Source organism: Synechococcus sp. ROS8604, assembly GCF_014279655.1.
GTDB lineage: Bacteria > Cyanobacteriota > Cyanobacteriia > PCC-6307 > Cyanobiaceae > Synechococcus_C.
In genome coordinates this window covers 2,383,687-2,396,416 of record NZ_CP047946.1, presented here as the reverse complement: position 1 = coordinate 2,396,416, position 12,730 = coordinate 2,383,687, and the positions used below count along the sequence as shown (strand labels likewise).

The following is a 12,730-nucleotide window of genomic DNA, read 5'->3' as shown; positions in this document are numbered from 1 at the left end:
GCTGAGCTCAGCTCAGCGGGGGGAGTTGAGGCTCATCGGTATCGGCTGGTGGTGGGGTTGGGAGAGCGATGGCGTCCCCAGCCTCATCAAATAACCGCCAGCCATCTGGATCGGCTTCTAAGTGAATGGACCCTCCAATCGAAACGTTCAGGCTTGGATCGGCTCTGACTTGCACCAAATGGTCGCCATCCAGCAACCGGCAGGTGAGCAGTTGTTCGTTCCCTAAAACCTCACTGTGACTCACCTCAGCTGGCAGGTTTCGGTTGGTGGCTGGTGCGACATGGAGTTGTTCTGGACGAATTCCTCCGCTCAATTGTTGGCCTTCAAGGGTCTGAAGCAGGGTCCTGATCGGTCCCTCCACGTTGAGTCGCCTGTCCTCGAGCATCAGTGTGCCGCCAGAGCCAACATGCACGGGGAGCACGTTCATCGGCGGGCTGCCGATGAACTGGGCGACAAACAAGTTCGAAGGCCAGCGGTACAGCTCCATCGGAGTGCCTAATTGCTGCAGATGCCCTTGGTTGAGCACGGCGATGCGGTGGCCCATCGTCATCGCTTCCACCTGGTCATGGGTGACGTAGATGGTGGTGGTCCCGAGTTGGCGCTGGAGGTCAACGATCCGCGCGCGCGTGCTCCCGCGCAATTTGGCGTCGAGATTGCTCAGTGGTTCATCCATCAGGAAGACCTCTGGTTTACGGGCCATGGCCCTGCCCAGGGCCACCCGTTGTTTTTGTCCGCCAGACAGTTCTTTCGGTCGACGATCGAGGAGTTGATCCAATTCCAGAGATTGCGCCACATCCTGGATGCGCTTCTCGAGCTGTTGCTCTCGATGCGAAGGGACTCTCAGCGGAGAAGGGAGACGGCGTGTGTTGCGGTGAAGTTGGTCCTGGAGCTGTTGCCAGCTCGTGCGCTGTTGGCTTCTCCTCAGGCCGAAGGCCAAGTTGTCGCGGACGCTCAGATGGGGGTAAAGCGCATAGCTTTGGAACACCATCGCCACATTGCGCTTGGCTGGCCTCAGGCCAGACACGGGTTGGTCCCCCACCAGGATCTCGCCTGAGCTCGGGGATTCCAGTCCTGCCATGAGTCGCAAAAGCGTGCTTTTGCCACAACCTGAGGGACCAACGAGCACTAGAAATTCACCGTCAGCGATGCTGAGGGAGAGATCGCGAATCACCTCAACAGGCTTGCCCCCCCCGCGGGCCGGATAGTTCTTGCTGAGTGCTTCAAAGCGAACCCCGGCCAAGCTCTTGTCCTCGTACTCTTCGATCCTAGGGTTGGGAATTGGCCCCAACTGAGGCTTGCTGTGCAGTTCATCGACCAAGCGCGCATTTCCGTGCGGGGTGGCCGTGGTGGCGATGGCATCGTGGCCTTCCGTCGAGAAAAATATGTTCCAGCGGGAGGCCCCTCCGGTGGTGATGGAGGCCAGGGCTCGGATGTGGTGTTAGAGGCCGATTCCAACCTGCAAACCCTTTTGGATTTCAAATACAAGCGATTGTTCGCTGGGATCGATGGGCGACGGGGAGGCCCCAATCGCTGCACTGGAGCTTCAGGTCCGCCCTTGGTGATCAAAGTGCCCTGTGGCACCGAAGTTCGTCATCTGAGTACGGGCATCGTGCTTGGGGATCTCACCACCCATGGAGAACGCCTCACCGTGGCGTTTGGTGGGCGGGGAGGGCTGGGTAATGCCCATTACCTCAGCAATCGCAACCGCGCTCCAGAAAAATGTACGGAGGGTCGCGACGGCGAAGAATGGCCTTTGCAGCTGGAGCTCAAGCTGCTTGCAGAGGTGGGGATTATTGGGCTCCCGAATGCGGGGAAAAGCACCTTGATAAGTGTTCTATCTGCCGCGCGACCAAAAATTGCCGACTACCCGTTCACAACGCTGATCCCGAATCTTGGGGTCGTGCGCCGGCCGACAGGAGACGGCACCGTGTTTGCGGATATTCCGGGTTTAATCGCTGGTGCTGCGCAGGGCGCGGGGTTGGGCCACGATTTCCTTCGTCATATCGAGCGCACCCGGCTGCTCATTCACCTGGTGGATGGCGGCGCCGAGGATCCTTTGTTGGATCTACGCGTTGTTGAAAAGGAGCTAGAGGCCTATGGGCATGGGTTGGTTGAGCGCCCCAGAATCCTCGTCATTAATAAGCAGGAACTGATTCAGGAAGAAGATCTAGATGCGATTGTTTCCGCTCTCACTGATGCCAGCGGGAGCACACCGCTGCTGATTTCGGCGGCGATGAGTCGCGGACTGAATCACCTGTTGGATCGTGTCTGGAGCGACTTGGGGATCTAGGGCTGGCGGCTGGATCGAAAGGCATAAAAAAACCTGCCCTGGGGGGCAGGTTCATGACCAATGAACGCTGGTTCGACTCAGTCGTCGTAGACGCGGCATTCCTCGGCATCTGGGTTTGCATCGCAATAAAGCTCAAGTGAGGTGGGATCGTGCTTGTCCTCAGGGTTGTGCTCTTTGTATTCCTCAAGAGATTGCAGCTCGGTCGTCAGGTGACGCAGCTTTGCTTCATCGCCTGAAGCACGAGCGGCTTCAATTTCTGTTTGATCTTTCTTGATGTGCTCGTCGATGGATTTCATGGAATCGGCTGCTCGTGAAGCCAGTTGCAATACAAATATTTTACGACCGGTTTCCTCTAAATCCACCAGTGCTGTAGGCGAAATGGTTTCCGTAACAACATGTTTGTCCTCCCTCAAATGGAGGAAGGACTTGCTGGTGCAAGGGCTTATGGCTCGAGTTCACTGAGCTCCAGCCAGCGTTCCTCACTGGCATGAAGCGAGTCCAACAACGTGGCCAGCTCCAAGCTCAAAGAGCTGAGATCGCCCCTGCCGCTAGCAATGGCCTCCTCCAGCTCCTGTTTTCTGTTCTCCAGGGCGGGAAGGTCGCTGTCCAGGCGCTCCAACTCCTTCGATTCTTTAAAGCTGCGCCGTTTCGGCTTGTTGTCTTGATGAGAGACCCGTTTAGAGGTTGATTTTGCTGCGCGTTGAGCTGTTTCCTGTGCTGCCAAAGCTTCGCTTTGCGCTTTCTCCAGATCACGGCGGTGATCAAGAAATTCGCTGTAGTTCCCTTCAAAACGCTGCAAGCGCCCGTTCTCAAAACAGAAAAGACGGTCGACGGTGCGATCCAAAAAGTAGCGATCGTGTGAAACGACGACGACACACCCACGGAAGTCTTCGAGGAGGTCTTCGAGCACGCTCAGGGTCTGGACATCCAAGTCGTTGGTTGGCTCGTCGAGCAGCAACACATTGGGTGCCTGAATCAACATGCGGCAAAGACTTAAGCGCCGTCGTTCTCCACCAGAGAGTTTGCTGAGGGGACTGTGTTGTTGGGCTGGTGGAAAGAGGAACCGTTCCAAGAGCTGGGAGGCACTGAGCTGTTCATGACCAAGGTCGATTGTTGAGGCTGCTTCTTCAACAAAGTCGATCACCTTGCGCTCCAACCCTTTCCCATCGCTCAAGACATCGGTGTGTTGGTCGAGATAGCCGAGATGAACGGTCTCTCCAATCTGAAGGGACCCGCAGGTCGGCTGACGCCGTCCTGCGATGAGGTCCAGCAGGGTTGATTTGCCACTGCCGTTGGGGCCAATGATTCCGACACGATCTTCTGGGCTGAAGCTGTAGCTGAAGTCTGAGAGCAAAAACGGCCCGTCTTTGCTGCCATCCGCCGAGACGGAAAGCTGGTCCGCCTCGATCGCGACTTTTCCGATCCGACGACTCACACTGGCCATCTCCAGCTGAGCGCGGCTCTGTTTTGTCGGCGCGGTCTGCATTTCGTCGATCCGCTGCAGACGTGCTTTTTGTTTGGTGCTACGGGCCTTGGGTCCCTGTCGTAACCAAGCCAATTCGCGTCGGAGCACGCTTTTGAATTTCGCAGCAGCAGCGGCATCGGCCTGATTTTGCTCGGCTTTTCGCTGTAAGTAAGCGCTGTAATTGCCGTCAATACTTCGCGCTTCCCCCAGCTCCACCTCCACGATCCTTCGGGTCACACGATCCAGCACATAGCGGTCGTGCGTGACGAGGACGACCGCTCCTGGGTAGCGATCCAGCCAGCTTTGCAACCACTCCACCGCTGCGGCATCGAGGTGGTTGGTGGGCTCATCGAGAAGCAGGACATCAGGACAAGCCACAAGGGCCGATGCCAGTCCAACGCGTTTGCGATAACCACCGGAAAGAGCCTCCACAGGGCTGTGTAGATCTGCGATCCCAAGCCGTTGCAGCACTTCCTGGCACTGTTGTTCGAGGCTCCACGCCTCGGATTCGTCCATCCTTTGACTCAGAACCCCCAGCTCGGCTAGGAGCTCGGAGTTGTCTGGATTGTCGGCAACGGCTTCGCTGAGTTCGCTGAAACGCAGCAGCAAATCTCGTTTCTCTCCGCACCCTGCCAACACCTGTTCCAGAACGGTGAGGCCTGGGTCCACGGTGCTTTCTTGGCCCACGAGCTCAACTCTCAGCCGCGACGAGCAGCGTCGTTCCCCTCCCCCAAGCGGTTCCTCTCCGGCCAGCACTTTCAGCAAGGTCGACTTCCCTGACCCATTGGGGCCAATCAGTCCCAGGCGATCACCCTCTCTGATGTGCAGGGTTAGGTCAGCAAACAGCGTGCGGATGCCGAAGTCTTTGGATGCATCGATCAGACTGATCAGGCTCACGTGCTCTCGGCCCTACGCAGATCTTCCAGATAAGCAAATACGCTCTTATCGCCTACATCTGCAGCGGCTTCCATTCCAAATTTGCGCAAGGCAAGAAGCACCAGAAGAGCGGCGGAAATCGCCATCAAGCTGATGGCTGTTGGTCCTGCCATCAGGCCACTCAAATGACCGAGAAGGGCAACGGGCAGAAGCAGGGTGAGTCCGATGGCTTCTGGCCGTCTGAAGCAAAAGAACTCCTTGAAGCCGATGCCGGCCAGGGCTGCAAAGAGGGGGCCAATCGCCAGGGTCCAAAGACGCTGGCTTTCGAGTGCGTTGAAAATGTCCGATGGACCGGCCTGGATGGCTAAGACCAGCCAGCCGATGCATCCAGCCGCCCAAAACAATTGAAGGGCTTGATGGAGAGGGCGCAAATAGATGTGAATCCAGCGCAAGGCCAGGCCAAGTGATACGGCAAGGGGCAACAGCCATAGGGGCGCCAGCTGCGGCCCTACGAGGATCCATTGTCCGAGGCCTGCACTGAAGCTCAATCCACACACCAGCAAGCAGCTTCGGTAAAGCTGAACCTCTCGCTGATCCTGAAGGGTGATGCAATAGGGGCCATACATTCCCTCAAAGCTTGGTTCCGATTGTTCTGCTCTTGTCTTGCTGTTGGTTGTCATTCCGGTTGTGCCACTCCCGCTCCAATCAGTCTGCTCAGCTCAGGGCTATTTGGAACAATTCCGCTGGGGTTTAAGGGAAACAGTGCTCCGAAATAATCCTGCTTCCAGCCTTGGCTGTCGCAACTCTCACCGACCCCAGGAAGTGCAAAAAAGCGTTGACGCCAACTCCAAAGTGCTGGAAACATCCACAGCGGCTTGGCGCTACAACCAAACAGGGGCGCGTAGACCATTTCCCAACGGATCAACGTGGGGAAAAGACGCACATCTGCCAGCGTGATTTGCTCGCCGCAGAGCCATGGCCCTTGGGTTTGCAAGCTCTTCTCCACTTGGTCCAAAGCGGAGAACAGGGCTTGGCTGGCTTGGTCAAAGGCGCCTTGGTTTCGTGCAAATCCACAGCGATAGACGCCGTCGTTGATCGAGGGTTGGATCAATTCCTGCCATGACGCAATCGCAGGTTTCAATTCGCTGGGGGCGAGATCGCGTGCCGTTGCCTCTGCTGGCCACGAACACAGTGCAGCGCTCAAGGGGGTGCTGTCATTCCCCAGCAATCGGGGCTGATCGGATGGGCTCGCACCTGGATCCACCAGGACCGGCACCGTGGCTCGGTAGCTGGGAGGTGCTCCGCATAGCTTGTAAAGATCCAGAAGGCTGTCGCAGCCGAGCCAGGTCGGCTCCAGTCGCCAACGTCCTTCGTCGTGATTGGCATCGGCCTTCAACAGGTTGATGCTTGCGCTGAGTCCTCTCAGTTGAAAAACCAGCCAGACACGATGGGCCCATGGGCAACTTCGGCCAACGATCAGGTGGGGTTTTGTCTTGCTGTTTCGCGCCTCAAGCTCCTGCTCCTCTAAGACGAGGGTTTGCATCGGTGTGCTGTCAGGGCGCCGATAGTGTCCACCTTGATCGGCAGGGCCTAGTCCTCCCATCAAGCGAAGCCATTGCCAGCGCCAGCCTTGACGAGCGCCGCGCACAATCAGTGGATGGATCGCCATCTTTGTTCCATTTGCACGCATCTTCCATCAAATTGTTGATGACTGCTGAGAGTTGATGCCAAGCCCTCGTGTGCTTGTTGTGGCTGGAACCCATGGGAATGAAATCAATGCTCCCTGGTTGCTGGAACAGTGGCAGCAGCAGCCCGATTTGATTCAGACCCATGGATGCGAGGTGCTCCCGGTGATTGGCAACCCCGAGGCTTATGCCAAGGGATGTCGTTATCTCGATCGCGATCTCAATCGCTCATTCCAGCCAGGCCTTCTTCGGCAGGCTGGCTCAGAGCGGAATCCACCGTCCCAGGTGGATCGCGAAGTTCAGCGTGCCTTCGATCTGATTAGCCGTTACGGAATAGGGGGCATCGATGCCTGTGGGGTGGTGATTGATCTTCACAGCACCACGTCCTCGATGGGGAACTCATTGGTGGTCCACGGACGTCGCCCTGCTGATTTGGCGTTGGCGGCCCTCGTTCAGGGACGTTTGGGCCTACCTATTTATCTCCATGAAGCTGATCCAGATCAGCAGGGATTTCTTGTGGAGAGCTGGCCCTGTGGCCTGGCGATAGAAGTGGGGCCCGTTCCTCAGATGGTGCGTCACCACAAAATTTTGACGCAAACGCGCCTGGCTCTCGAGGCCGTTTTTGAGGCTTGCTCTGATGCGCTGGCCGGACGAGCCCGCTATCCCAATCAATTGGTGGTGCATCGCCATCTGGGAAGTCTTGATCTCCCACGCTCCCCATCCGGTTCCCCAGACGCCTTCCTCCACCCTCAGCGACAAGCTGCGGACTGGCAGCCCATGCGTGGCGGCGATCCGCTCTTTCAGAAGGCTGATGGCAGCTGTGTTCCCTATGAGGGAGCGGATGGACTGGTTCCAGTCTTTATCAATGAGGCGGCCTATGCCGAGAAGGCCATTGCCTTGAGCCTGACCCACAGAGAGTGCTGGCCTCTGTCTTATGAATGGACAGAGGCCTTTCAAGCGCAGCTATCAGCGGGGTGATCCGTTGTAGAGAACTTCGTTCACGCTGCGCCCATCTGGAGCAATCTGGATCTCCGTTTCCGTGGTGGGTGAACTGCCGTTTTCAGGCCAGCCTGGGACGCCTCCCAGAAATTGAAAGGTGTATCCGTTGGCGTCCTGATTCACCAGGCAATCTCCTCCTCCAGTGCTGGTTTCAAACATGCAGGGCTGAGGGCGATAAACGTTGAGGCCACCATTCTCAGCAACGGCGGTGTTGCGGGCCAAGTTGATTGCTCTCACTTGCGACGCTGGAATGGGGTCTTGAGCAAGCCCGGGGGTTGCGCCCATCACGCTTGCACCGGTGATGACGGCCATGGCCGAGAGGGTACGGAGATTCATGCAGAACCAGATAGTGCACCTACATCGGAATCATGGTGCCCCGATCTGTCAACTGGATCGTGCCCTTACCGGACCGTTCCGTTGTAAGTGACCTCCAGGATGCGGTCACCGTCTCTGGAGACCAGCACCGATGTCTCGATGGTTGGGTTGGGAGGGGTTTGCTGCTGCCAACCAGGCGGCCCACCTTGGAAGCGGAACAGAAACCCCCCGTCGCTAATGGATTCGAGACAGGACCCTGCTCCGGTTTCGTACATGCAGCTTGCTGCTCTGTATTGGCTTAAGCCCCCGTTCAGCGACTCTGCACGCATGCGCGCGAGATTGGCTGCCTTCGGTTGGGCCAGTGGTAAGGGCCTTGTGGCCTGAGCTGTTGCAGCATTGGAAGCCAATAGCCAAAGGCCGCTGATCAGCACCAAGCCTGTTTTGAACTGATTCATGCCGCAATTTTGGCGCGATGAATCGCTTGTTCAATGCTTCAAGCGAGCTGCAGGTGTAAACGGTTGTGACTGGCGTCTCAGGGACAGCTCTACCCACAGGCCCAAGTGTTCTGTTCCTGGGTGCAGGGAAGATCACTGCGTGTGCCATCAGCCCAGTAGATCCTCAACCGGTCATCAGCCGTTCCTGTCCTCAAGGTGATGGAACTGACGGGGCCTGAAGGAACCTTATTGCTGTTGTCTGAAGGCGCTGGAAGCTGTTCTGCAAGTTGGCGTTCCAGCTGCTCCAGGCGCTTTCCCAAGCGATTGATCGCTTCGCCCTGTGATGTGTTGACAGGAACTGATTTGGATCCGCAAGCGCTGAGAACGACTGCAGCTGAACTGGCTAACGCAGCAGTGATGACCCCACTTCGGAAGCGGAATGCCCTTGAGCTGATTGTCATGGTTCCTGGTGCGACGAATCCAGTGTGGATGGCTAGAAGGCGTTGCCTAGGCGCTCGCTCCAGTACACAACAGCTCCTTGTGCTTCAAGCTCATTACGCCTGTGGCGTGCCATGGCAACGGGAACCGTTTCTTCCGTGCGTTGACCAGCGTGAAGCCATCGGATCAAAACCATGAGCCTCTCGGTACGGGGTTCATTCAAATCTTAAGCCTTCCTGAAGCTGCCCTTCTCGCGGGGCGAAAAACGATTCGAGCACTTAATGGACGATCACAAACCGCAAACTTGCTTTACAATTGAACAGGCAGGGCGTCCTGCCCTTCCGTAACCGTCTCCTTGAGAGACCTTCTTTTCCGTTCTCATGACTACCACCATCCAGCAGCGCTCCGGCGCTAACGGCTGGCAGCAGTTCTGTGAGTGGGTCACCTCCACCAACAACCGTCTTTATGTCGGTTGGTTCGGTGTTCTGATGATCCCCACCCTGCTTGCCGCTACCACTTGCTTCATCGTCGCTTTCATCGCCGCACCTCCGGTTGATATCGACGGCATCCGCGAGCCTGTTGCAGGTTCTCTGATGTATGGCAACAACATCATCTCTGGTGCTGTTGTTCCTTCCAGCAACGCCATCGGCTTGCACTTCTACCCCATCTGGGAAGCTGCTTCACTCGACGAGTGGCTCTACAACGGCGGTCCTTTCCAACTGGTTGTGTTCCACTTCCTGATCGGCATCTACGCCTACATGGGACGTGAGTGGGAACTTTCCTACCGCTTGGGCATGCGCCCTTGGATCTGTGTTGCCTACAGCGCACCTGTTGCTGCTGCATCTGCAGTCTTCCTGGTCTATCCCTTCGGTCAGGGTTCGTTCTCTGACGCCATGCCCCTGGGCATCTCTGGAACCTTCAACTACATGTTGGTCTTCCAGGCTGAGCACAACATCCTGATGCACCCCTTCCACATGCTTGGTGTGGCTGGTGTTTTCGGTGGTTCACTGTTCTCCGCCATGCACGGCTCACTGGTGACCTCTTCCTTGGTTCGTGAAACAACCGAGACCGAGTCCCAGAACTACGGCTACAAGTTCGGCCAAGAAGAAGAGACCTACAACATCGTTGCAGCTCACGGCTATTTCGGTCGCTTGATCTTCCAATACGCCTCCTTCAACAACAGCCGTAGCCTTCACTTCTTCCTTGCTGCCTGGCCTGTTGTCGGCATCTGGTTCACCGCCCTTGGCGTGTCAACCATGGCCTTCAACCTGAACGGCTTCAACTTCAACCAGTCCATCCTTGATGGTCAGGGCCGCGTCCTGAACACCTGGGCCGATGTTCTTAACAGAGCTGGACTTGGTATGGAAGTGATGCACGAGCGCAACGCTCATAACTTCCCCCTCGACCTGGCAGCTGCTGAGTCCACACCTGTGGCTCTCCAAGCACCTGCAATCGGTTGATCTGGAATCCATCCAACGTTCAGATCAACTGAACGAGGAAGCCCCCTCTCAAAGAGGGGGCTTTTTTGTTGGCATTGGAAAGTTTGATGGACGGTTTTGAAGTGACAATCACCAGCAGCATCCCAGCCATGGTGATGGGGCTGCGATCAGGATCATGGAGTGATCACAGGCCTTAAGCGATGACAATCAATCCAGGAATGCTTCCAACTGTTGATTTGATTGATTGTTTAGAACAATGTGCGATTTGTGAGCTTCATTCCAATGTTGAGCATCTTCGTGAAGTAGAGATCTGGCGGAATCGCCATTGGCTCTTGCGTCATCATCCCCATCCTTCTCCGCTGCTTGGTTGGTGTTTGCTCGATGCGCGTCGCCATCTTGGTGGACCGATCGATTTTCTGGACGATGAAGCCGATGAATGGGGACAAGTGGTGAGGCAAGCTTCCAAACTCGTTAAGACGGTGAGTGGCTGCGACAGGGTGTATGCCATTGCCTTCGGGGAGGGAGCGCGTCATCTGCACTTGCATTTAATTCCTCGTTTTCAGGCAGATCAGCGCAGTGCGGCCTGGAGTGTTGCTGATCTCTATCGCGATGTAGAAGCAGGTCGTGAGCACCCTGTCGGCTCTGACGCTGTGGATGAATTTCTGATGGCTGCTCGGTTTCAAACTCAGAGCGGTTTCATGGATGGATCCAACTCATATCAATCCAAGTTTTGAGCCGGCGTTTGACTTTCCAAAGGCAGCTCTGGTGCCTTGATCGTCTCAAGCTCAGATGTTGAGTTGAGGTTGTTGTTCTTGCTTTTTCCCTTCTCTTTCTCCTTTCCCTTTTCAACGAATTGCATGTTGTCAAGAAAAGGCAATTGCTCGATTCGGGGGACTTGTTGGAAGGGTCTCCTGTCTTTAACGGGTTTTGTTGCATCCACTGGTTCAATCGTTGAATCGATCAGTCGTTTGGAGATTGGACTTTGAAGGTTGGGTGCTTCTTTGGGGCCCACCACATCCACCGCAGTGCGTTGAACGACAAGCCGAAATCGCAGTCCTTGCCGTTTATTGATCTCTTCTTGAACAGCTGAAACTTGTTTGAAGGTTGGAAGCTCTGGATCTGCAACACGCACAATCACCCTTACGACCGGTGGGTTTTGATTCCAGTCGATATCAACTCTCTCGACATCTACTTTCTTTTTATCTCCAAAGGTCAATGTCTCGCGGGTTAGAAATTGTTCAATGGTCTTTTCCACTGATTCGCGTGTATTCTCGTTTCTCGCTTGGACAAGGAGATTGATAAAACTGGTTCCTAAGGGAATCAGTAGTAGGCCGGTGAGTGCAAAGCTTGCGGCCCCTAAATGGCTTCGCTTGAGTTCGTGGCGAAAGTAGGAATCTTTGCAGGCCATCAGCACCAAACCGCCGGTCAAAATTCCAAGAAGGTTGGTGGTAAATAAGAGACCGGCTCCAACGGCTTCTTCCCAGTAAGCATTGGAGAGGAGAAGGCCCATCACGCAGATCGGTGGGACAAGAGCAACCGCAATGGCAGTTCCTGCCAGTGAGCTCACCGCATCACTTCTTAGCCTGGCGTAAGTGGCGAGTCCACCGGCCACAAGAGCGATCCCGAGGTCAAGAAGGTTTGGCGATGTCCGCGCTGCTACCTCCGAGCCAAATTGAGGCAACCCGGCCAGCTTCCCGAGCACAATGGACAGGAGAGTGGTGGCGCACACGCCCACCAATAGCGTTCGTAAAGCGCGGGTGAGCAGTGGGATGTCACCAAAGAGCACTGCAAACGCTGCGGCTCTCAGGGGCATGATCCATGGAGCGACAACCATGGCGCCGATCACGACAGCGGGGCTGTTGGCGAGTAATCCCAGGGTTGCGATGAGCCCTGCGCCGATACTCAGCACGATGAACACTTCATCGAGTTCCGCATCGCTCCCAAAGCTGCGTTTCATGCGATCGAGCTTGCTGGGTTCGATGCTGGCCATGAGCTCTGGTTTGGATGGTTTCAGTTTGATGGCACGTCGGCGAGAACCTCAATGCACTGCTACGGATCTGGAGTCTTCGATCAGGCCCTATCCAGCAACCATGCATCAATGCCTACATCATTTGGAGGTGGGTGCTCTCCCCCAAACGGGTGATGGACTTGGCGACGTTTTCGCTGTATGAAAGAGATCGATTTCCACTGAAGACATGGCAACCACCCATCAAATTTGTGACTGCGATCCCTGCACTTGCATGGTGTCTGTTGAATCCGCTGTCGAAAAAGATGGCAAGACCTATTGCTCACAGCCTTGCGCAGATGGTCATTCTGGCTCAGAGGAATGCTGCAAGAGCTGTAATTGCTGCTGATCTCCAGTCGTTTTGAGGCTTGTTGCAGCTCCCCGACTGATTGCGCACCTCGTGCTCAATCAGTCTGAAGACTGAATTCATCGATCACTGCTTTTCTGTTGAGGCAGATTTTCATGGGCCACGTGCTCATTTGCTTGGCTATCAATGCGCTTCATGCTTGACGAGGCTGCCTTGGGTTGAAGCTATTGCAACGATTGTCTGGTGATAGCTTTGTTTTCCCCCTTTGCTTTGTTGTAAGACCATTTGGTTGTTGCCAATCTGTCTGTAGTGGTCATCCATCATTGTTGTGTCTACGAAGCAGAGACAGGAAATGACAAGAAAAATCCTGGAATCAAGTGGAACGCTGATCGAAAATGATCACTTTGTGTATGTTTTTGGAGGTCATGGATCCGGATGGGTTGCTGAGTATCTGTTAACTTAAGGCCAGGATTCGCC

The 12,730-nt window shown here is 55.6% G+C and carries 16 protein-coding genes; 6 read left to right on the top strand and 10 right to left on the bottom strand.

Features of this window, described 5'->3' with window-relative positions:
* Positions 1 to 7: 7 nt before the first annotated feature.
* The gene (locus tag SynROS8604_RS12960) at positions 8 to 1,240 is read right to left on the bottom strand and encodes an ABC transporter ATP-binding protein (protein ID WP_038014606.1); all 1,233 of its coding nucleotides are present in this window, start codon (positions 1,238 to 1,240) and stop codon (positions 8 to 10) included.
* A gap of 60 nt (positions 1,241 to 1,300) precedes the next feature.
* Here SynROS8604_RS12960 and cgtA point away from each other — a divergent pair, with 60 nt between their 5' ends.
* Positions 1,301 to 2,290, top strand: a complete 990-nt coding sequence (gene cgtA, locus SynROS8604_RS12955; RefSeq protein ID WP_186544296.1) for an Obg family GTPase CgtA — start codon at positions 1,301 to 1,303, stop codon at positions 2,288 to 2,290.
* A gap of 77 nt (positions 2,291 to 2,367) precedes the next feature.
* Here cgtA and SynROS8604_RS12950 read toward each other — a convergent pair whose 3' ends face one another.
* The 4 genes from SynROS8604_RS12950 to SynROS8604_RS12935 form a co-directional block, all read right to left on the bottom strand.
* Positions 2,368 to 2,586 (bottom strand): CP12 domain-containing protein, encoded by a 219-nt coding sequence (locus SynROS8604_RS12950; protein WP_186545985.1) that lies wholly within the window; start codon positions 2,584 to 2,586, stop codon positions 2,368 to 2,370.
* 146 nt (positions 2,587 to 2,732) lie between these two features.
* On the bottom strand, positions 2,733 to 4,652 hold the full coding sequence (locus SynROS8604_RS12945; protein ID WP_186544295.1) for an ATP-binding cassette domain-containing protein: 1,920 nt from the start codon (positions 4,650 to 4,652) through the stop codon (positions 2,733 to 2,735).
* The gene (locus SynROS8604_RS12940; RefSeq protein WP_186544294.1) at positions 4,649 to 5,311 is read right to left on the bottom strand and encodes a DUF2301 domain-containing membrane protein; all 663 of its coding nucleotides are present in this window, start codon (positions 5,309 to 5,311) and stop codon (positions 4,649 to 4,651) included. The genes SynROS8604_RS12945 and SynROS8604_RS12940 overlap by 4 nt, the downstream gene beginning before the upstream one ends.
* Complete coding sequence (locus SynROS8604_RS12935; protein WP_186544293.1) at positions 5,308 to 6,300, bottom strand: glutathione S-transferase C-terminal domain-containing protein; 993 nt, start codon at positions 6,298 to 6,300, stop codon at positions 5,308 to 5,310. Before SynROS8604_RS12935 ends, SynROS8604_RS12940 begins: the two co-directional genes overlap by 4 nt.
* Positions 6,301 to 6,355: 55 nt before the next feature.
* Between SynROS8604_RS12935 and SynROS8604_RS12930 the strand changes: the two genes are divergently transcribed.
* Positions 6,356 to 7,294 carry an aspartoacylase gene (locus tag SynROS8604_RS12930; RefSeq protein ID WP_186544292.1) on the top strand — a complete coding sequence of 313 codons (939 nt, stop codon included), beginning with the start codon at positions 6,356 to 6,358 and terminating at the stop codon, positions 7,292 to 7,294.
* Here the strand turns inward: SynROS8604_RS12930 and SynROS8604_RS12925 are convergent.
* The 4 genes from SynROS8604_RS12925 to SynROS8604_RS12910 all read right to left on the bottom strand — a co-directional run bounded on the left by SynROS8604_RS12925 (position 7,283) and on the right by SynROS8604_RS12910 (position 8,698).
* The gene (locus tag SynROS8604_RS12925; protein WP_186544291.1) at positions 7,283 to 7,651 is read right to left on the bottom strand and encodes a hypothetical protein; all 369 of its coding nucleotides are present in this window, start codon (positions 7,649 to 7,651) and stop codon (positions 7,283 to 7,285) included. The genes SynROS8604_RS12930 and SynROS8604_RS12925 overlap by 12 nt on opposite strands.
* Positions 7,652 to 7,716: 65 nt before the next feature.
* On the bottom strand, positions 7,717 to 8,085 hold the full coding sequence (locus SynROS8604_RS12920; RefSeq protein WP_006854388.1) for a hypothetical protein: 369 nt from the start codon (positions 8,083 to 8,085) through the stop codon (positions 7,717 to 7,719).
* 89 nt (positions 8,086 to 8,174) lie between these two features.
* A complete protein-coding gene (locus SynROS8604_RS12915) occupies positions 8,175 to 8,525 on the bottom strand; it encodes a hypothetical protein (RefSeq protein WP_186544290.1) in 351 nt (116 codons plus the stop codon).
* 32 nt (positions 8,526 to 8,557) lie between these two features.
* Entirely contained in the window at positions 8,558 to 8,698 is a 141-nt protein-coding gene (locus SynROS8604_RS12910) for a hypothetical protein (RefSeq protein WP_006854386.1), read from the bottom strand.
* Between the two features lie 184 nt (positions 8,699 to 8,882).
* Here SynROS8604_RS12910 and psbA point away from each other — a divergent pair, with 184 nt between their 5' ends.
* Together psbA and SynROS8604_RS12900 are read left to right on the top strand one after the other, a co-directional pair.
* Positions 8,883 to 9,962 (top strand): photosystem II q(b) protein, encoded by a 1,080-nt coding sequence (gene psbA, locus SynROS8604_RS12905; protein WP_006854385.1) that lies wholly within the window; start codon positions 8,883 to 8,885, stop codon positions 9,960 to 9,962.
* Positions 9,963 to 10,141: 179 nt separating this feature from the next.
* On the top strand, positions 10,142 to 10,675 hold the full coding sequence (locus tag SynROS8604_RS12900; RefSeq protein ID WP_255445056.1) for an HIT family protein: 534 nt from the start codon (positions 10,142 to 10,144) through the stop codon (positions 10,673 to 10,675).
* Here the strand turns inward: SynROS8604_RS12900 and SynROS8604_RS12895 are convergent.
* On the bottom strand, positions 10,660 to 11,931 hold the full coding sequence (locus SynROS8604_RS12895; protein WP_186544289.1) for a DUF389 domain-containing protein: 1,272 nt from the start codon (positions 11,929 to 11,931) through the stop codon (positions 10,660 to 10,662). The two genes, SynROS8604_RS12900 and SynROS8604_RS12895, sit on opposite strands and share 16 nt — an antisense overlap.
* Between SynROS8604_RS12895 and SynROS8604_RS12890 the strand changes: the two genes are divergently transcribed.
* On the top strand, positions 11,930 to 12,112 hold the full coding sequence (locus tag SynROS8604_RS12890) for a hypothetical protein (protein WP_186544288.1): 183 nt from the start codon (positions 11,930 to 11,932) through the stop codon (positions 12,110 to 12,112). The genes SynROS8604_RS12895 and SynROS8604_RS12890 overlap by 2 nt on opposite strands.
* 24 nt (positions 12,113 to 12,136) lie before the next feature.
* On the top strand, positions 12,137 to 12,295 hold the full coding sequence (locus SynROS8604_RS12885) for a metallothionein (RefSeq protein ID WP_186544287.1): 159 nt from the start codon (positions 12,137 to 12,139) through the stop codon (positions 12,293 to 12,295).
* Positions 12,296 to 12,730: the final 435 nt, after the last annotated feature.

Coding starts and splice junctions, on each gene's coding strand:
- psbA (WP_006854385.1), top strand. CDS start 8,883: ATGACTACCACCATCCAGCAGCGCTCCGGCGCTAACGGCTGGCAGCAG.
- SynROS8604_RS12930 (WP_186544292.1), top strand. CDS start 6,356: ATGCCAAGCCCTCGTGTGCTTGTTGTGGCTGGAACCCATGGGAATGAA.
- SynROS8604_RS12950 (WP_186545985.1), bottom strand. CDS start 2,586: ATGAAATCCATCGACGAGCACATCAAGAAAGATCAAACAGAAATTGAA.
- SynROS8604_RS12890 (WP_186544288.1), top strand. CDS start 11,930: ATGAGCTCTGGTTTGGATGGTTTCAGTTTGATGGCACGTCGGCGAGAA.
- SynROS8604_RS12885 (WP_186544287.1), top strand. CDS start 12,137: ATGGCAACCACCCATCAAATTTGTGACTGCGATCCCTGCACTTGCATG.
- SynROS8604_RS12920 (WP_006854388.1), bottom strand. CDS start 8,085: ATGAATCAGTTCAAAACAGGCTTGGTGCTGATCAGCGGCCTTTGGCTA.
- SynROS8604_RS12935 (WP_186544293.1), bottom strand. CDS start 6,300: ATGGCGATCCATCCACTGATTGTGCGCGGCGCTCGTCAAGGCTGGCGC.
- SynROS8604_RS12915 (WP_186544290.1), bottom strand. CDS start 8,525: ATGACAATCAGCTCAAGGGCATTCCGCTTCCGAAGTGGGGTCATCACT.
- SynROS8604_RS12910 (WP_006854386.1), bottom strand. CDS start 8,698: ATGGTTTTGATCCGATGGCTTCACGCTGGTCAACGCACGGAAGAAACG.
- SynROS8604_RS12895 (WP_186544289.1), bottom strand. CDS start 11,931: ATGGCCAGCATCGAACCCAGCAAGCTCGATCGCATGAAACGCAGCTTT.
- SynROS8604_RS12900 (WP_255445056.1), top strand. CDS start 10,142: ATGACAATCAATCCAGGAATGCTTCCAACTGTTGATTTGATTGATTGT.
- SynROS8604_RS12940 (WP_186544294.1), bottom strand. CDS start 5,311: ATGACAACCAACAGCAAGACAAGAGCAGAACAATCGGAACCAAGCTTT.
- SynROS8604_RS12925 (WP_186544291.1), bottom strand. CDS start 7,651: ATGAATCTCCGTACCCTCTCGGCCATGGCCGTCATCACCGGTGCAAGC.